We start from the raw sequence: 16,529 nt of genomic DNA, 5'->3' as shown, positions 1-16,529 counted from the left end.
CTATAAAGAGAGCCTTTGCGAAAAGGCTCTCTTTATGATTTTCAAGGGATTAGTAGTTCGTTTCCTCTATCTTTGAGGTGATTCTGCTAATAGCCTCATTCAGTTTGTCTTCGGGTAATATTACGTTAAAATCTCCCCAGAAACCCTCGTCGTAGTTGAAGTGAGTATCCGAGAAAACCGTGCGGGTGGGAAGGGATTCAATGCGTGAGAAGCGGTTCACATTGGCTGTATCTATCTTACAGGTAACCATTTCGAACCAAGTATGTAAAATATTTGTGTTAAAAAGTTGTCTTCTTTTTTTAATTTTAAAATGCAGATCTCCCCGGATATGGTTAATGTAGTAGGTGCCATTCCATTGCTTGTAAGATACCGTATAGGCTACTTTCTGGGGCGTGATCCGTAAATTCCGGCTTTTTCTCTCGACGAACATGCCGGCCGCTTGCTCGATATATTGGGGATTGACCTCAAAGTTCACCCTTAATAAGGCATTATTTTCCATGTCGATATATATCTGTCCCCGATAAAGCGGTTCATTGATACTCTTTCGTTGCTCGAAAGAGATGACGTTAGCAAGTCGATCATCCACTACCGTGATGTCGGTATGGGCGTATGTATAGGGTGAATCCGGGCTAGGATCCAGAAACTCCGGTAACTGTTTCATCAAGTCCAAGACAAGGCAGGAGTAGATACCCGACTTCATTTTTGTGATCAATGTGTCCTTTTCCTGCTCGTTACTGATGCGGCGCATCTTTAGTAGTTTCACTTGATCGGCCAAGGCATTGCTGTGGTAAGATGCCTTATATACCTTAAAAACAGCCTCGGTCAGTCCTACGAGTCCTTTTTTACGTTCAACGCCTTCTCTGTAAAATGTGGTAAGGTAAATCGGGTGCTGGGAATAATTGCTTCTTCTCTCGTCCAGCATCTCCTGTAATAAGCGTTTCGGATTGGTTAGACGCACGATAACTTCTTGGATGGAGATTACTTTAGGCTCTAGGGATAAGACGGTATGTTTATCTATTAACTCCCGACTATCTATCTCTTGGGGAAGATAGCCGATATGAGAGAAACGTACCTTGGATAACCGGAGTGAGTCCGGTAATTTCAATCGGAACTCTCCATTCTGGTTGGTGATGGTGCCGATAGCGGCCTCGCCGATTCCTACCGATCCGAATGCGATTGGCTCATGGGTATATTGATCCTGTAAAGAACCTTCTATCGAGAAATAGGTTTGTATGGGATCGGGAGTTACGGATACACTTTTGGGAGCGGAGAGACTCTCTGGCAGATAAAGCAAGAGATGGTTCTCTATCGCACGGATCGCCAGATTTTTATTACCAGTAATAGCGTATATAGCTTCTTGTATCGTATAATCTCCACCTTTTATCGATGTTGTTTGTTCATTATCGATAATCTTACTGTCGTATATAAAAAGATAGCCGGAACGTTCCGTGACGAGTCCCAGCAATTGGTAGATATTTCCTTTTGATTTAGGCAATCGTATGACCTGTCCCAGTACGTTACCATTCTGGGCATTCATAGGGATGAGAGCTACGAGTAACAGCAACCATCCTACGATCAGCTGTCTCAAGGTTCGGAAATCATCCATATATTATTTTGTTGCGTACATTTTAGTTTTAACGCCGCGCAGATCAGTTCAGCCATCGTTGCGGGTGAGTTATTATAGAAACTAACGGTCAGCCGTCTATTCTCTAAATCAGCCGTTGTCTTCAATGGCATCATCGGATACTCCAGATTAATTACATGCAAGATATCTCCTAAGCGCTCATCCTTAAACTGGATACGGCGGGTGTAATCGGAAAATTGTTCGTTATCTTGAGTCGGAGCTACTTGTAAACGGTTGGAGAATAAGGATACGGTTTGACCGGCCTTTACCAGCGTTTGTTCTCCGTTCTTCTTGAGTGTCACTTTCACTAATCCCCGGCGAACGGCCAATTCAAAGGCGCTTTTATCCGAGCTTTTGATATTGAATGAGGTTCCCAATACCTCGATCCGGGCCTGCTCTGTCTCGATTAGGAAAGGACGTTCCTTATTCCCGCTTACATCAAAAAGGGCGTTTCCTAATAGAGACACCTCTCTTTTTTCTCTTTGGAAATGTTCCGGATAGCTTAACTGGCTGTTATCGGCCAGATAAACGATAGACCCGTCTTCCAAAGTCGTGACCAAGGTGGTGGAAGCCTCGTTATTATGCAGGGTGAGCAGAGTGGTCTCCGGTGTCCGTTCTTGTCCAAGGAAAATAGCTGTAGCTACCGATACGCAAAGTATAATGATAGCGGCGGCCCATTTCATGAGTCCGATCCGGTATGGGATTTGTGTACCGGAAATTGGCTTATCCAGCAGCCCGTCTTGCTCCAAGCGAGTGTATAATTGTGCCCATGCTTGGTCTGTCTTCGATTTATTTTTTTCTATTTGATTCATAACTGTTAGGTATAATTCTCGATTTCTTTTCTTAGTGTTTGTAGTGCCTTGGTCATTTCCGCTTCTACTGTCTTTATGGACAATGAGAGGCTGGAGGCTATCTCCGCGTATTTCATTCCTTCGAAACGGTGCATCCGAAAGATCCGGAGGCGGCGTTCGGGCAATTTACCTAATGCCCGGTTGACCAAGGATTGCAATTCTTTGTACTCAAGTTGATCTTGCGGGGTATACGATTCGGATTCCGGATTCTCTCTGGCTAAAACCGTATTCCGGTATCGGTATCGTACTTCCCGATGCTCCAGATATTGTAAGGACCGGTTCCGGGTAGCTCCATAAAGGTAGTTCTTGATGGAACGTAAGATTGGAAGAGATTCTCTTTCTTTCCAGAATACATAAAACAAGTCCTGAACGATCTCCTCCGCAACTTCCTGCTCTCCTGTTATACTGGTCGCGTACAGGCAAAGAGGGGTATAATAAAGCCTGAAAATACTTTCGAATGCTTTAATATCCCCTTCCTTGATCTTTTTGAGTACGAACAAATCCATAATAATTTGGTTTCAACAGATAATTGATAATGGACAAAGATAATGATTTGTCCATATCATTGTCGATAGTATATTTACACGGTCAATTTTTATGTTGCTTCTTTAATTTATATACCGCATTCTCCAAAGACTCGGTAGGCTCGATAATGTTGTAAGCTCCCCAGAAGTTCTCGTCGGCGAAGTCCGATACCTTGTCGGATAGAGACTGATCCGCTTTAAAAGACATCCGGTAGGGGATGGAGTTATTTTGTTCTTTACCATCGGTAACGACCATCTCGGATACGATCGTGTAGTTGGTAGAGAAAAGTTTTCGTTTCCAGTCGCATTTAAAGCGAACCTCATTGCGGATATAACTCAGATAGCTCATGCCGTCACGTTCTTTGTAAGTTACGAGGAAAGCTACCTCCACGGGTTTAAATCGCAAGCCAAAAGGCTTTTTGCGGAGGATGGCCTCGGTAGCCTTATTCCGGTCATCCATGCTGAGGGCGAATTCCGCACGGCTGAAGGAAAGCCGTTCCTTATCGATATATAATTTGCCGTAATATAAAGCGTAAGGCAAGATCGCTTGAGGTTGGAAACTGATTACGTAATGCGGTCGGTCGTTTAACATCACGCTTTCTTCCATACGGAAGGCGTAATAAGGTAAGATATTCGGGTCGAGCAATAAATCCGGATTCTTCACTACATCCACGTAAACGGATAGGTTAGGGCCTCCCAATAATTTCACGGCTAATGTGTCGCTAGCCTTCTCGCTCAATAATTTACGTCCTTTATAGATCTGTACCCGATCCCGTTCCACGTTCCTGTCCTTATAGGGAGTTTTGTAAACATCGATAACCGCTTCCGAGATATTGATGTAACGACGGCCTTTTTGTGCGGTCTCCCGGTAGAACCCGGTAAGCATGCTACCTGTGGCGATGTAATTCTTATTTACTTTCTCAATCGCCTCCTCTACGATATATCGAGGATCTCCGGCCCGGATAATGACTTCGCTAAGCGTATTCATGTTCGGTTCGAGTAATACCGTACATTCTAATATGTCCTTATCGTTCACGGGGATCAAGCCATTCAAATATCCGATATGCGATACTTCTACTTGTCTGGCATGGAGGCCGTTTTTCACTTTGATAGAGAACTCACCGTCATTATTGGTGATCGTTCCCACGTTGGTTCCCGGAATAGAGATATTTACGTATTCCAGTTTTTTTCGTGTTTGCTTGTCTTTTACTACACCGCTGACAGTGATAAACTCATCGTCTGCGCTATCCTGTGCCTTTATAGAGGTTACACCGCAAGCCAACAGTATCATCAGGATAAATCCCATAGTTTGTTTACAGAGCGCTTTCATATTTGTATTGTTTTAATGGTAAATAATCACTTTGTACTTATATGATCGCCCAGGAAAGAAATACCCTATGGGATTTATCGAAAAAATCACACAACCTTTTGTCCGGGCTGCAAAGTCAACATTTCTTTAGGTACCGCTTTCTTGATGCTCTCTATTAAAATACCCGCTACGGTATGCCGGATAAAATCTTTACGGGTGACAAAGACGATCTCCCGTGTCGGCTTGGGAATGGCGAACGGACGTACCAATTCTTTCTGCTCTTTACTTAATTGCAGGGTAGCCAATTCCGGGATGAACGTAATACCGTTACCGCTTTCCACCATACGCATAAATGTCTCTAGGCTACCTAAACGGTAAGCGGCTTGGCGAACCTTTACCTTTTCCATCTGGCAGAAACGCATCAGCTGGTCACGAAAGCAATGTCCCTCGTCCAGCAGCCACAACCGCTCGTCGTTGATATCGGCGGTACGGATCAAATCCTTTTTGAAGATAGATTCATTATGAGCCACGTATCCGAAGAATTGCTCATAATATAATATGTCTCCTTGTAAATAGGATTCTGTGGGTTGGTTCGCTATGATAGCGGCATCGATTTCCCCGTTTTGCAGGGCGGCCATAGTGGGAGCGGTTTTCATTTCCAGCATACGGATGTCAAGATCCGTATGCTTTTCCGATAATTGCTGGAAAAAGCGAGGTAGCAAATAAGGGGCGATAGTCGGTAGCACCGCTAAGCGGAACGTACCTTTCAATGACTGTTCCTCCTCGTTCACGATATCTTTGATAAGGGAAGCTTGATAGAGGACATTTCTCGCTTGCTCAATAACCTTACGTCCGGCAGGTGTGGGGCGAACGGGCTGCAGGTTTCGATCGAACAATTTAATACCTAGTTCGTCTTCCAGCTTTTGGATCATCATACTCAATGTCGGTTGTGTCACCCTACAATGCTCTGCAGCCTTTGCGAAATGACGATAAGTATCCACCGCTAGGATATATTCGAGTTGCTGTATATTCATAGTACTTAATTTTACAAGCGTTAGAAATTAATGAAGACAAACTTACGGAAAAACGCTGGAATAATCGAATAAAAGTGGAAGAATAAAGCAACTTAATTTGAGTATTAGGCATTTAGGGGGAAATCGGGGAAGTTGGGTGAAAAGCCAAAATACATTTGCTTATCATGGAACAGACGAATGGGCTAACTGGATGATAGATTTACACAGAAAAAATATGTAACTTTGGAGAGTAATTTACAAATGGTTTACAGTCGTATATATAATGAGCTAAAAATTAATTGATTAAAGTATATGTCAGACAGTATCGTCATTATTCCTACATACAACGAGAAGGAGAATATTGAGAATATCATTCGTGCCGTGTTCGGGCTGGAGAAAGTGTTTCATATCTTGGTGATCGATGATGGCTCTCCGGATGGGACGGCGGCTATCGTGAAGGGCTTGCAGAAGGAGTTCCCGGAGCGTCTTTTTATCGTGGAGCGTAAGGGGAAGCTGGGATTGGGTACCGCTTATATCCGGGGTTTTAAATGGGCTATCGAGCATAAATATGATTTTATTTTCGAGATGGACGCCGATTTCAGTCATAATCCCAATGACCTGCCGAAGCTATACGCCGCTTGTACCGGGCAGGGTGCCGACGTAGCCATCGGGTCGAGGTATTGTAACGGGGTGAATGTGGTGAACTGGCCGTTGGGCCGTGTGTTGATGTCTTATTTCGCCTCGGTGTATGTCCGTATCGTCACGGGTATGAAGATACAGGATACGACGGCGGGTTTTAAATGTTACCGCCGTGAGGTGCTGGAGACGATCGATCTGGACCGTGTCCATTTCAAGGGATACGCCTTTCAGGTGGAGATGAAGTTTACGGCTTATAAGTGCGGCTTCAAGCTCGTGGAGGTGCCGATCATCTTTATCAACCGTGCCTTGGGTGTCTCCAAGATGAACTCTTCGATATTCGGGGAGGCTTTATTCGGCGTCCTTCAATTGAAATGGTGGAGTTTCTTCAGGAAGTATCCGAGGAAACATGCGAGCCATGCCTAATGAAAACAGAGTTTGACAATTTATAATAGGATAAGAAAGATGAATAAAATATTAATCCAAAATCCGAGAATCATCAACGAGGGCCGTTCTTTTATCGGCTCGGTGTTGGTGGAGGGGGATAAGATCGCGGCGGTGTTCGAGGGAGAGGTTCCCGGGAACGTGCGTGCCGAGGCGAACCAAGTGATCGACGCTACGGGGAAATGGTTGATACCGGGCGTCATCGATGATCAGGTGCATTTCCGGGACCCCGGGCTTACCCATAAGGGGGATATCGGGACCGAGAGCCGTGCGGCCGTGGCCGGTGGCGTGACGACCTTCATGGACATGCCGAACACGAAGCCACAGACCACGACGATCGCCGATCTGGAATGGAAATTCAACCGTGCCGCCGAGGTCTCCCGTGCGAATTATTCCTTCTTCTTCGGTGGGACAAACGATAATATGGACGAGATCCGCAGGCTGGATCGTAGCCGTGTGCCGGGACTGAAACTCTTCCTCGGCTCGTCTACGGGAAATATGCTGGTGGACAAGAAAGACTCGTTGGAGCGTATCTTCGGCGAGGCCGGTATGCTGATCGCCATCCATGCGGAGAAAGAGGAGGTGATCCGGCGTAATATCCAGTATTACACGAACCTGCATGGCGAGGATCTGGATATCTCTTTCCATAGCAAGATCCGTAGCGAGGAGGCCTGCTACCAATGCTCGGCCGAGGCGGTTGAACTGGCTACCCGCTTGGATTCCCGTTTGCATATCCTGCATCTCTCCACGGAGAAGGAATTATCGTTGCTCAGTAACCATCTTCCCTTGAGCGAGAAAAAGATAACCGGCGAGGTCTGCGTGCACCATCTGTGGTTTCATGACGGCGACTACGCCCAATTCGGTAATCGTATCAAGTGGAATCCTTCTATCAAGACGATCGAGGATCGCGCGGCGCTGCGTGAGGCGGTCAATAACAATACGATCGATATCGTGGCTACCGACCATGCCCCGCATCTACCGGAGGAGAAGCAAGGCTCTTGCTTGAAGGCGGCTTCCGGAGGACCGCTTATCCAGCACTCCTTGATCACGATGTTGGAGCTGGCGATGGAAGGCCGTTTCACGTACGAGAAGGTGGTCGAGAAGATGGCGCATATGCCGGCGGAGCTGTTTCGTATCGATAGGAGGGGATACATCCGTCCCGGATACTACGCCGATATCGTATTGATCGATCCGGAGCAGACTTGGACGGTATCGAAGGAGAATATCTTGTACAAATGCGGCTGGTCTCCTTTCGAGGGCTATACGTTCCACCATGGCGTATGGAAGACTTTCGTGAATGGCGAGTTGGCCTATGGCGATGGAGAGGTGAATGACGCCGTGAGAGGTAAAGAAGTCCGTTATCTATAGCAGTAGAGACGGGGCATGCCCCCGTCTCATCCTATCTATTGGATATCGATCAATTTATGGGTTTGCAGACTTAGTCTCCACCGGGGATGCCGGAGGATGTAATCCACTACCTCTTTCGTATTTTGGCAGGAGCAGGGTTGCAGGAAATGGTACCGTGCGGGGATTTCGGCGTATGCGGACAGGTCTTGCCCGGTATAAACCACCTTTATCTCGTCGACTCTTTCCAATACCACCGGGGCGTTCTCCTTGGGCGAGCAAGTCACCCAGTCGATGCCGTCGGGCAAGGGGCGTGTGCCGTTGGTCTCGATACAGATCTGTTTCCCCGCCTCACGTAAGCGGGATATAAGCGCCTTGTCGATCCACAGGCTAGGTTCTCCTCCCGTCAGGATTACCATCCGTGCGGGAAAGGAAGATACCTTCTCCACGATCTCCTCGTCCGTCATCATTACGCCCTCCTCGTGGCGGGTGTCGCAGAAGCTACATCTCAGGTTGCAACCGGAGAAGCGGACGAATACGGCGGGAGTCCCCGTATGGAACCCTTCGCCTTGCAAGCTGTAGAATATCTCGTTAATCTTCCTCATAGATCGCCGTGTTACCCTCAGACTCTTTTACCTCTACCTTGAAACAAGACGGGATCTGCTCGTATACCCAAAAGGCTATGTTCTCCGCCGTCGGGTTGAAAGGTAAGATATCGTTCAAGTTCTGGTGGTCCAACAGGGATTTCACCGATCTCTTGATATGACTGAAATCGACTACCATGCCATCGGCGTTTAATTCCTTGGAGCGGCAATAAACCGTGATCATCCAATTGTGACCATGTAGATTCTCACATTTGCTGGGGTAGGACAATCTCAAGCTATGGGAAGCGGAGATCTCCATACGTTTAATTACGGTATACATACGATAATAATGTTTATACGATAAATAATAATGTACCTAATGTCACCTCGGCACACAAAAAAATCCCGGATATTAATCCGGGATGCAAATATACGAAATATTTAGTTTGTTTGTACGACACTTGTCTACGATCGGTAGAGACAGGCGGTACGTCGATCGGCTATGCCTCTTGGTTCAGCGCCTTCATCGAGAACAGGAAGGTCGTTCCTTTGCCCTCGCCCTCGGACTCGAACCAAAGCTTTCCTCCATGAAGCTCCACGAAGTCCTTGCAAAGCATCAATCCCAGACCGGAGCCTTTCTCGTTCTTCGTCCCGTAGGTCGTGAAATGCGAGTCTTGTTTCAAGAGCTTGTCTTGATCCTCTTTCTTGATGCCCTTGCCGGTATCTTTCACGCTAACGGTTACGAAATCCCCCTCGGAGCGTGAGGATAAGGTGATCGTGCCCCCCTCGAAACTAAACTTCATGGCGTTAGAGATCAGGTTACGGATAATCGTCTTGAGCATATCGATATCGACCAAGCCTACCAGCTCTTTATCCAGATTTTCTAGGATAATCTTCACGCCTTTTTGCGCCGCCATCGGGATATACATCTCGGCGGTACTGTCGATGATACTGTTTATGTCGGTCTGTTGCTTATATACGTGCTGCTTGTTCAAGCGGTTCTTGGCCCATTTCAGCAGGTTGTCCAGCAAGAGGAAGATCTCCTCGGAGGTCTTGTTCATCATCTGGATCATCTCGTACACCTCGTCGCCTACCCGCTCCTTGTCCACCATCATCAAGATGGCGTTATTCATCATTTTCAACGAGCCTAGCGGGGAACGCAGGTCATGGGCGATAACGGAGTATAGCGTATCCCTAGACTCGATCGTGTTCTCCAGCTCGGCCTTGATGCGCTTGATGCTGTAAAGCTCGTAGCGGTGGGCCACCCTCTTCACCAGCTCCTCACGTTGGAAAGGCTTTGTGACGTATTCGGTGGCGCCCAATTGGTAACCTTTCACGATGCTTTGCATATCGCTTAGGGCGGACATGATAATCACGGGTATATCCGTAGTCTCGGGATTGCTTTTCAGATGCTGGAGGACCTCATATCCGTCCATCTCAGGCATCATGATATCGAGTAATATCAGATTTGGGTGTTTCTCGTTAGCTATGCGTAGCGCTTTTGTCCCGCTGTCGCAAGTCAAAAGCGTATATCCCTCTTTCTTCAGTATGGCTTGTACTAGCATGACGTTTGTAGGGACATCATCTACGATAAGAACTTTATACTCTGAGGCCAATTTATCCATTGTATCTAAATTGTGTTCTAGTTTTCTTGATATTCAAATAGTATCAATAGCGCAAAAGTATTAATTAAAGTCGACATATAACGACTATTTATCCATCTATTTTTTTATTTTTTTATCCCGCGCCTCGTTTGGCTTTTTCCCAAGCGCCTGTGCCTTTATGCTTAGCGAGATAGCTATATCCTCGTATGACATTGATATTCATGAATAAAAAGTAATAAGGAATGAATAATAGCTTGTTCCGGATGTTCCGTTTTTCCATTTTATACCCCAAGTATCCCAGCAGGTAAAACGCTAATTGCAGGGCAAGGATGACCGTGTAAAGGGTATGCCCGGTACAGGCAAGGAGCAGGTTGAGGGGCAGGAGGGCGAAGAGCACGACCGGCGTCAGCGTCCAGCGCAGTACCCGGTGGCTGATGTATTGGAAGCTCAGTATCCCGTACCGGAAGATATTCAATAATCCCCGTAGCCGCCATACCGATTGCAATCCTCCGGCCGATATGCGTACTTTACGTTTCTCCTCCTCCCGCATGTTCAGGGAGGCGCTCTCGAGGGCGTACGCCTCTTTGCTGTAGGCGATCTTGTAGCCTCTCATCGCTATGCGCAGGGAGAGGATGAAATCGTCCAGCAGGGTATCCGGGGGCATCTGCTCGAAGAGGGAGGTACGGATGGCGAAGAGCTCGCCTGCCGCTCCGACGGCGGAGTATAGGCGGTAGTCCAGTCGCTTGAGGGCGGACTCGTATTTCCAGTATATGCCTTCTCCGGCGGTGGCTCCTTGCTCGGCTTGTATCTCTACCCGTTTCTCTCCGGCCACGCAGCCTACCCGTGGGTCGCTGAACTGGCGTATGATCTCCTTGATGGCGCCCTTGTTCAGCATCGTGTTGGCGTCGGTGAAGATGACGTAGGGGGTATTGACGTAGGGGAGGGCTCGGTTCAAGGCGGCGGTCTTTCCTTGTCGCCGCGGTTGGTACAGTACGGTGACCTCCGGGTACTCTTTCAGTCTTTCATTCGTGTTGTCATTGCTTCCATCGGTGATCCAGACCAGTCTCAGCTTATCCGCCGGATAATCCAGTTGTCTGCAATTCACCATCTTGCTCGCCACGATCGCCTCCTCGTTGTAGGCGGCTATCAGCAACGTGGCCTCCGGTAGTGTCTCGGGAAGGCGGGGGAGCCGGGGTTTAACGAACAGCTCCTTGATCTTTACCATAAGGTATAATACGATCCCATACCCCAGATAGGTATAGAAAACGATCCCGATCCCGATCCAGAAGAGGATCTCAATGACTTGACAGCTCTTTTCCATAAAATCTATTTAATTGAAGTGAAACCATTTTTGAAGTATATCCTTGATTTTAAATTTGATGGCTAAATTCACCAAATTGATTTTTATAGTTATAGGTAAACTGTAAAAAATGTATATAGCAAGAAAACGAAGGTAAGAGGTACTACAGATAATTCGGTTAGGTAGTTGGAAATTTCGAGTTAATAAAGAGCATGCGAGTTTTTTCCTTTCTTGTTTTTCCATTTTGTTATCTACGCATAATATTCTGTAGGCATGATATAGGCCCATGAACATGGTATCGAAGAGCAAACAGGGATAAATTGAGTGTGCTCTTAAGTGGGCTATATAGGCTCTTTTTGTTTTTTCTATTTCTGCGTAGCTGATACTTAATTTCATCGAATACCCTTGTGTCTTGATCTTTGAGGTTGTGGATTCTGGATTTATAGTATAATACAAGGTTTGATCGGATATTAATTGGCAAGACTTTGCGGATATAATAACTTGATATGTGAACCAGCAATCCTCTACCAGTTGATGAGGTATACACTGTATATTATGGGATTTTAAAAAGTTTAAATTATAAAGTTTGTTCCAGCTCATTACATATATATCATTGTTTTGTGCATATCGATATTGTGCGACTGGTAAATCATCTCCTTGGATTAAAATCGGGCTATACGTATAAGTAGGGTAGGTCTTTCCTGAGAGATCTTTCTTCATGTGTGATGCTGCGATGAAATCAACAGGATGTTCTTGCATTTTATGTACGAGAATTTCTATGCATGTAGGGATGATCTCATCGTCACTATCCATAAAAAACAGATACTCGCCTTGCGCATTATCGATGGCAGTATTTCTTGTAGCCCCAAGGCCAATATTATACGGATGCTCGATGATACGGACATCCTTTCCTCTTGGATGATCTTTAATAATTCTATGGACAATGTCCATGGAATCATCTTGCCCTTTATCGTCTACTATTAAATATTCTATATTATCATATGTTTGGTTTAATACGGATAGTAACGCTCTTTCTACGAATAGAGACACGTTATAAATAGGTATTGCTAAAGAAACTTTATACATAACTTTGTTATTTTGAGTTATTGTTTATGAAATAAATACCATCTTTTATTCCTTTAAACAAAAATGGAATAAGATGGAATTTTGCTTGAATCGTAAATATTAGAATCTTTTTGCAAAGAGCAAATGTCGTTTGATATATATATGAACATATACGAATTCTTTTTTTTGATAAAATGCGCTGGGCAAATATGAGACGATTTCGGGTGTGATAATATATACGCAAAGGACTCTCAATACCCACACTAGCGCTTTCCTTATGATAGATTATAGCTTTGGGCTCAAACCAAATAGAGGATCCAGTCTTTTGAATTTGAGTACACCAATCTAACTCTTCATAATAAAGGAAGTAGAATTCTGGCATTTTCCCGAATTTTTGTATGTCAATCGCCTTGACTGCCATGGCAGCTCCATGGGCGAATGAGGTTTCATGCGCTTCTTCGAACTGTCCTTGGTCTAACTGATCATAGCCAATGGAGGTGTTCCGGAGCGTTATGTGGCTCATTGGTGTGGAACCTGCGTATTGTAAACGTTCTTTTTCGGGCCAACAAGCTATTTTAGGAGAGACGCATCCTATTCGAGGATTGCTGTCCAGTCTATTTACTAATGCTTTTAGGAATGGTTGGGTAATGATTGTATCATTGTTAAGAAGTAATAAATAATAGCCTGTGGCATATGATATTCCCAAGTTATTACCACCGGCGAATCCAAGGTTTTTCTCACTCCGTATAACCTGTATGTCTGGGAACTTGGATTGGAGAAGCTTATGTTCCAGAGGGTCGGTAGAAGCGTTGTCTACGACAATGATCTCATGAGGATAAGTCTCATGGATAGCCAAGGATTCTATCATCTCGACGGTATCTTTCAACCCGTTATAATTGATAGTGATAATGGAGACTTTTTTAATCATGGCTTTCTTCTTTTTTTATCGTTATGTCATGTGGAGTGCTCTGAAAGCTCGTATCCTTGTTTTTTATCCGGATGAATGAGGCTATATATCCTTTTGTCAAGATGAAAAAAAGGAAGGGAAGCTTCGACAGATTCCTGTAAAGTTTCCGTGTATGCATCTTCCGGGGGATAGCCAGCGTATACGTTAAGATGCTGACCAGTATTAGCCCATACCATTTCAGGGCAAGCGGGAAAACCGTGAGGCTCCATGCCAAGGCGAGGAGGGACGGGATGATCAGTTTTAATATTCTCGGGAGCGGGAACCATTGGACCGCCTTGTCCATATAATTCCAGTTGAGGGTACGGAGGTCGAGATGCCGTATGATCAAAGAGAATGCCAGCAGTTGGGCATGGAACCAGCGGGATCTTTGCCGTGCCATGACCTCTTGGCGTGAGGTCTTCTCGTCGTACACGAGGATGTCCTCGGCGTAATCGACAAAGATATTTTCCGTGGCGAGATAGATCTCCAGCTCCTTGTCCTCGGCGAAAGTGCCGCATTGGGGCATGTGGGATTTCAGCCATCCGAAGTCGAATACCATGCCGGAGCCTATCAAGGAGGAGGAGATCCCGACATTGACCCGCCCCTTGCGGAAGATGGTGTTGTTGATCTCCTCGGAGATACCGTCCCATACCGCTATCGGCGTATTGTCGTTCTTGAGGGTACGGTGCGCTTGCAGGGCGATGTTGTCTTGCGTGATATCGTTGACCCGGGTCAGGAAATCCGTATCCGTGAGGTTGTCGGCATCGAGGATGACGACCTTATCGATTCCCCCCTTCAGGTATTCCAAGGCGTAGGTGATGGACTTATGTTTCATGCTATGCTTGAAATCCGGCGTGAGGAGCTCGATCGGGAGCTTGGCGAGCGCTTGGTTCGTTTCCTCCCGCATATGGTCCGATACCACGATCACCCGGTATTTGTCCGCCGGATAGTCTTGCAGGAGGATGCGCTCCACGGATTCCTGTATGACTTGGTCTTCCTTATAGGCGGCGAAGATGACGGCGAACTTCTGGAGCCGTATGCTCCGGTGCTTCCGGTGCCTCCTCCGAAAAAAGGACGCCAACGTAAAAAATAGGTCATAGCCTATGAAAAAGGCGATGAAAATGAATAGGGCGATATCTATGTAGATCAACAAGTGCATTCGCTTTTTTTTACAAAAGTACTTATAATTTTCAATAAGAGTTTGATTCTGCCGTTTTTTTCTCACCTAAGGGGGCCATATCTTTCCCAGCGAGCTCAGCGCCGCCGAGAGTATCAGCCCCCAGCCCAGCAGGTTCAAGGGGCCGGGCGAGGGGTGGACGAGAGCGAGAGTATCGCCCCGATAGCCGCCAACGCCGCCTCCCGCATGTCTAGCAGGAGGGAGAGTGCCGCCAGCAGGAAGAGGCTGGCCAAGGCGAGCAGGCGGAAGTGGGGGAAAGGGGGGCGTGGGCTCCGTGGGAGTGTCGGTCGTGTCATGGGGCGGTTGTTTTTGGGGCGTGTGAGATCCTAGGTTTAGCAAGAAATCCAGCAGACTGCGGACGAAGGCTAGTATTTGTCGTATCTTATTCATATCAATTGTTGTTTTTTAGGGATGAGTAAATCGGTTCGATCTCGCGGCAGAGCTGTACCAGCGTCTCCCGGTAGCGCTCCCGGTTGTCACCGTTCAGCTCGCTGATGTAGGGGCTGTAGGCGATGGCCTTGGCGTAGTCGGCGGGGAAACGGCTCATGGCGGCGGCCTGCGGGTAGGAGCAGACGAGGAGGCGGGCGAAGTCGAGGTAGGAGTTGCGTGCCGAGTCGTAGCGGCGGAACAGCAACTCGCCCCGCTTGTATCGGGCGGTGACGCGGCCCCCGTGCCAGAAGGCGTTGCTCGCCCCGTAGCCGGTGATGCCGAAATGGTTGTTGGCCTCACGGGCTAGGCGGGAGGTGCCCCAGCCGCTTTCTAGGGCGGCTTGGGCAAGGAGGATGATGGGGGTTAGGTGGAAGCGGTCGCCGGCGGACTGGGCGTCGGCAAGGTGGGTGGAGATATAGGCTTGTTTCATGATATATACGATGAATTATGGTTTGATTTTTCTTGGGAAATTAATCTTAAATTACTATCTTTGAATAAGTTAATAAATAAACAGCATCAGTATGGAAAAGCGGGAGACCGGTGTCGGCGCCTATTATTTTTGTGATATAGCGATGAGTTATTTTCCCTTATTGTCGAAGAAGAAAGCCTCGGATAAGCTGTCCCGGTGGATACGTGTCAGCGGAAAGTTGATGGAGCGGCTGGAGGAGTGCGGATGGCATCCCCGCCAACGGATCTTATCGCCCCGTCAGCGGGAGTGCATCGTTTCTCATCTAGGGGAGCCTTGAGTCAGATTTCGTCGGGGGATTCGCTGTCGCCTCCTCCCGGGGCGGGTGCGTCGGGCACGATCTTCTCGAACTTGGCGAGGCCGGTGACGCTCTTTAGCGTCACGCTCGGACGGAAGACGATCCGGGGACGTTTGATAAGGGAGGCGTTGAAGTCGGACTCCAGCTTGGTGCCCTTGCTGCCGATCACGGCTTGGAAGTGGCCGAGATCGCCCAGCTGGACGGTCTCCCCTTTCTGGAGGCGTTGCTTGAGGATGTAGAGGAGGCCGTCTACCACGACCTGCACGTCGCCCCGGGAGGCGGTGCTGCGGTCGGCGATCTGGTCGCACAGCTCCTCGAAATCGCAGGTGCCGGTGGACTTGTTCACGGCGTAATACAACTTGGAGCCGGCGGCGGCTCCCTTGGTCATGTCTTTTCGTAAGACTAATCGGTACTTGATCGGCATAATGTCTGGTGTTTTATTGATTACGTCGTAAAGGTACGACATGCCGCCGGTGGGATTCCGGTCAACGGGGACGAAGGGGGGCGAGGTCGGGTGAATGGGGGTAAAGAGGTGGATTTTGAGTGAATAACGCTTGGTTTTCTAACGAAATAAGCGTATGTTTGCCCAATCAAAATTCGATTGACATGAAAAATTTACGGTATGAAAGAGAAAGACAAGCGGCGAGACGTGAGAGGTGAGTCCCGTGAACGGGCGAAGTGCCAGCGTGAGACGTTGGGCAAATATTTTTACGATTTGTCAAAACTGACGTTCACGGCATTGGTGCTGGGTGGAATAGCTATGTTATTCCAATCGGAAAAGATAGAGATAAGTATGATTGGAATGTTCATGGTAGGGATCTTGTTCTCTGTCGGGTTAGCTTTCTGTGGTAATAAAATCTTGAAATAATAAAGAGCTATGAATCCATTGACATTTCTTTTCGGGGTAATGCTATT

18 protein-coding genes are annotated in these 16,529 nt (G+C 47.1%); 4 read left to right on the top strand and 14 right to left on the bottom strand.

The features are described 5' to 3' along the window. Positions 1 to 49 precede the first annotated feature (49 nt). The 5 genes from DW205_RS02400 to DW205_RS02380 all read right to left on the bottom strand — a co-directional run bounded on the left by DW205_RS02400 (position 50) and on the right by DW205_RS02380 (position 5,342). Positions 50 to 1,606: an STN and carboxypeptidase regulatory-like domain-containing protein gene (locus tag DW205_RS02400; RefSeq protein WP_005868340.1), complete on the bottom strand. Its 1,557-nt coding sequence runs from the start codon at positions 1,604 to 1,606 to the stop codon at positions 50 to 52. Then, positions 1,585 to 2,436 carry a FecR family protein gene (locus tag DW205_RS02395; protein WP_005868343.1) on the bottom strand — a complete coding sequence of 284 codons (852 nt, stop codon included), beginning with the start codon at positions 2,434 to 2,436 and terminating at the stop codon, positions 1,585 to 1,587. Before DW205_RS02395 ends, DW205_RS02400 begins: the two co-directional genes overlap by 22 nt. 5 nt (positions 2,437 to 2,441) lie before the next feature. Continuing rightward, on the bottom strand, positions 2,442 to 2,981 hold the full coding sequence (locus DW205_RS02390; protein ID WP_005868345.1) for an RNA polymerase sigma-70 factor: 540 nt from the start codon (positions 2,979 to 2,981) through the stop codon (positions 2,442 to 2,444). Positions 2,982 to 3,063: 82 nt separating this feature from the next. Next, positions 3,064 to 4,329, bottom strand: coding sequence for a carboxypeptidase-like regulatory domain-containing protein (locus DW205_RS02385; RefSeq protein ID WP_005868347.1), 1,266 nt, complete (start codon positions 4,327 to 4,329; stop codon positions 3,064 to 3,066). An 86-nt stretch (positions 4,330 to 4,415) separates the two neighbouring features. Then, entirely contained in the window at positions 4,416 to 5,342 is a 927-nt protein-coding gene (locus DW205_RS02380) for a hydrogen peroxide-inducible genes activator (RefSeq protein WP_005868349.1), read from the bottom strand. Positions 5,343 to 5,633: 291 nt separating this feature from the next. On the opposite strand from DW205_RS02380, the gene DW205_RS02375 reads away from it, so the two are divergent. Together DW205_RS02375 and DW205_RS02370 are read left to right on the top strand one after the other, a co-directional pair. Then, positions 5,634 to 6,383, top strand: coding sequence for a polyprenol monophosphomannose synthase (locus tag DW205_RS02375; protein WP_005856519.1), 750 nt, complete (start codon positions 5,634 to 5,636; stop codon positions 6,381 to 6,383). 39 nt (positions 6,384 to 6,422) lie between these two features. After that, entirely contained in the window at positions 6,423 to 7,769 is a 1,347-nt protein-coding gene (locus tag DW205_RS02370; protein WP_005868352.1) for a dihydroorotase, read from the top strand. 35 nt (positions 7,770 to 7,804) lie between these two features. On the opposite strand, the gene DW205_RS02365 is transcribed toward DW205_RS02370, so the two are convergent. From DW205_RS02365 to DW205_RS02325, 8 genes are all read right to left on the bottom strand, one after another. Further along, a complete protein-coding gene (locus DW205_RS02365) occupies positions 7,805 to 8,350 on the bottom strand; it encodes a radical SAM protein (RefSeq protein WP_005868354.1) in 546 nt (181 codons plus the stop codon). Further along, positions 8,337 to 8,669, bottom strand: a complete 333-nt coding sequence (locus DW205_RS02360) for a 6-carboxytetrahydropterin synthase (RefSeq protein ID WP_005856525.1) — start codon at positions 8,667 to 8,669, stop codon at positions 8,337 to 8,339. Before DW205_RS02360 ends, DW205_RS02365 begins: the two co-directional genes overlap by 14 nt. Before the next feature lie 160 nt (positions 8,670 to 8,829). Then, positions 8,830 to 9,954 carry a hybrid sensor histidine kinase/response regulator gene (locus DW205_RS02355; protein ID WP_005868355.1) on the bottom strand — a complete coding sequence of 375 codons (1,125 nt, stop codon included), beginning with the start codon at positions 9,952 to 9,954 and terminating at the stop codon, positions 8,830 to 8,832. Positions 9,955 to 10,066: 112 nt separating this feature from the next. Then, positions 10,067 to 11,254, bottom strand: a complete 1,188-nt coding sequence (locus tag DW205_RS02350) for a glycosyltransferase family 2 protein (protein ID WP_005868356.1) — start codon at positions 11,252 to 11,254, stop codon at positions 10,067 to 10,069. A gap of 9 nt (positions 11,255 to 11,263) precedes the next feature. Further along, positions 11,264 to 12,319: a glycosyltransferase family 2 protein gene (locus DW205_RS02345; protein ID WP_005868357.1), complete on the bottom strand. Its 1,056-nt coding sequence runs from the start codon at positions 12,317 to 12,319 to the stop codon at positions 11,264 to 11,266. Between the two features lie 7 nt (positions 12,320 to 12,326). Further along, a complete protein-coding gene (locus tag DW205_RS02340; protein WP_005868358.1) occupies positions 12,327 to 13,226 on the bottom strand; it encodes a glycosyltransferase family 2 protein in 900 nt (299 codons plus the stop codon). Next, positions 13,219 to 14,403, bottom strand: a complete 1,185-nt coding sequence (locus tag DW205_RS02335) for a glycosyltransferase family 2 protein (RefSeq protein WP_005868360.1) — start codon at positions 14,401 to 14,403, stop codon at positions 13,219 to 13,221. The genes DW205_RS02340 and DW205_RS02335 overlap by 8 nt, the downstream gene beginning before the upstream one ends. Positions 14,404 to 14,812: 409 nt before the next feature. Beyond that, complete coding sequence (locus tag DW205_RS02325) at positions 14,813 to 15,280, bottom strand: glucosaminidase domain-containing protein (RefSeq protein WP_005868364.1); 468 nt, start codon at positions 15,278 to 15,280, stop codon at positions 14,813 to 14,815. A gap of 91 nt (positions 15,281 to 15,371) precedes the next feature. Between DW205_RS02325 and DW205_RS02320 the strand changes: the two genes are divergently transcribed. Beyond that, the gene (locus DW205_RS02320; RefSeq protein ID WP_005856539.1) at positions 15,372 to 15,596 is read left to right on the top strand and encodes a DUF4248 domain-containing protein; all 225 of its coding nucleotides are present in this window, start codon (positions 15,372 to 15,374) and stop codon (positions 15,594 to 15,596) included. A 1-nt stretch (position 15,597) separates the two neighbouring features. On the opposite strand, the gene DW205_RS02315 is transcribed toward DW205_RS02320, so the two are convergent. After that, on the bottom strand, positions 15,598 to 16,038 hold the full coding sequence (locus tag DW205_RS02315) for an HU family DNA-binding protein (RefSeq protein WP_005868367.1): 441 nt from the start codon (positions 16,036 to 16,038) through the stop codon (positions 15,598 to 15,600). A 198-nt stretch (positions 16,039 to 16,236) separates the two neighbouring features. On the opposite strand from DW205_RS02315, the gene DW205_RS02310 reads away from it, so the two are divergent. Then, positions 16,237 to 16,482, top strand: a complete 246-nt coding sequence (locus DW205_RS02310) for a DUF6722 family protein (protein ID WP_005868368.1) — start codon at positions 16,237 to 16,239, stop codon at positions 16,480 to 16,482. Positions 16,483 to 16,529 lie beyond the last annotated feature (47 nt).

This window comes from Parabacteroides sp. AM17-47 (assembly GCF_003434625.1).
Lineage (GTDB): Bacteria > Bacteroidota > Bacteroidia > Bacteroidales > Tannerellaceae > Parabacteroides > Parabacteroides distasonis.
Note: the sequence above shows the minus strand (reverse complement) of the source record. Positions and strands in the feature narration are given on the sequence as shown.

Excerpts from the sequence above, each read along its gene's own strand:
- DW205_RS02400 (WP_005868340.1), bottom strand. The coding sequence starts at position 1,606 with ATGGATGATTTCCGAACCTTGAGACAGCTGATCGTAGGATGGTTGCTG.
- DW205_RS02395 (WP_005868343.1), bottom strand. The coding sequence starts at position 2,436 with ATGAATCAAATAGAAAAAAATAAATCGAAGACAGACCAAGCATGGGCA.
- DW205_RS02390 (WP_005868345.1), bottom strand. The coding sequence starts at position 2,981 with ATGGATTTGTTCGTACTCAAAAAGATCAAGGAAGGGGATATTAAAGCA.
- DW205_RS02385 (WP_005868347.1), bottom strand. The coding sequence starts at position 4,329 with ATGAAAGCGCTCTGTAAACAAACTATGGGATTTATCCTGATGATACTG.
- DW205_RS02380 (WP_005868349.1), bottom strand. The coding sequence starts at position 5,342 with ATGAATATACAGCAACTCGAATATATCCTAGCGGTGGATACTTATCGT.
- DW205_RS02375 (WP_005856519.1), top strand. The coding sequence starts at position 5,634 with ATGTCAGACAGTATCGTCATTATTCCTACATACAACGAGAAGGAGAAT.
- DW205_RS02370 (WP_005868352.1), top strand. The coding sequence starts at position 6,423 with ATGAATAAAATATTAATCCAAAATCCGAGAATCATCAACGAGGGCCGT.
- DW205_RS02365 (WP_005868354.1), bottom strand. The coding sequence starts at position 8,350 with ATGAGGAAGATTAACGAGATATTCTACAGCTTGCAAGGCGAAGGGTTC.
- DW205_RS02360 (WP_005856525.1), bottom strand. The coding sequence starts at position 8,669 with ATGTATACCGTAATTAAACGTATGGAGATCTCCGCTTCCCATAGCTTG.
- DW205_RS02355 (WP_005868355.1), bottom strand. The coding sequence starts at position 9,954 with ATGGATAAATTGGCCTCAGAGTATAAAGTTCTTATCGTAGATGATGTC.
- DW205_RS02350 (WP_005868356.1), bottom strand. The coding sequence starts at position 11,254 with ATGGAAAAGAGCTGTCAAGTCATTGAGATCCTCTTCTGGATCGGGATC.
- DW205_RS02345 (WP_005868357.1), bottom strand. The coding sequence starts at position 12,319 with ATGTATAAAGTTTCTTTAGCAATACCTATTTATAACGTGTCTCTATTC.
- DW205_RS02340 (WP_005868358.1), bottom strand. The coding sequence starts at position 13,226 with ATGATTAAAAAAGTCTCCATTATCACTATCAATTATAACGGGTTGAAA.
- DW205_RS02335 (WP_005868360.1), bottom strand. The coding sequence starts at position 14,403 with ATGCACTTGTTGATCTACATAGATATCGCCCTATTCATTTTCATCGCC.
- DW205_RS02325 (WP_005868364.1), bottom strand. The coding sequence starts at position 15,280 with ATGAAACAAGCCTATATCTCCACCCACCTTGCCGACGCCCAGTCCGCC.
- DW205_RS02320 (WP_005856539.1), top strand. The coding sequence starts at position 15,372 with ATGGAAAAGCGGGAGACCGGTGTCGGCGCCTATTATTTTTGTGATATA.
- DW205_RS02315 (WP_005868367.1), bottom strand. The coding sequence starts at position 16,038 with ATGCCGATCAAGTACCGATTAGTCTTACGAAAAGACATGACCAAGGGA.
- DW205_RS02310 (WP_005868368.1), top strand. The coding sequence starts at position 16,237 with ATGAAAGAGAAAGACAAGCGGCGAGACGTGAGAGGTGAGTCCCGTGAA.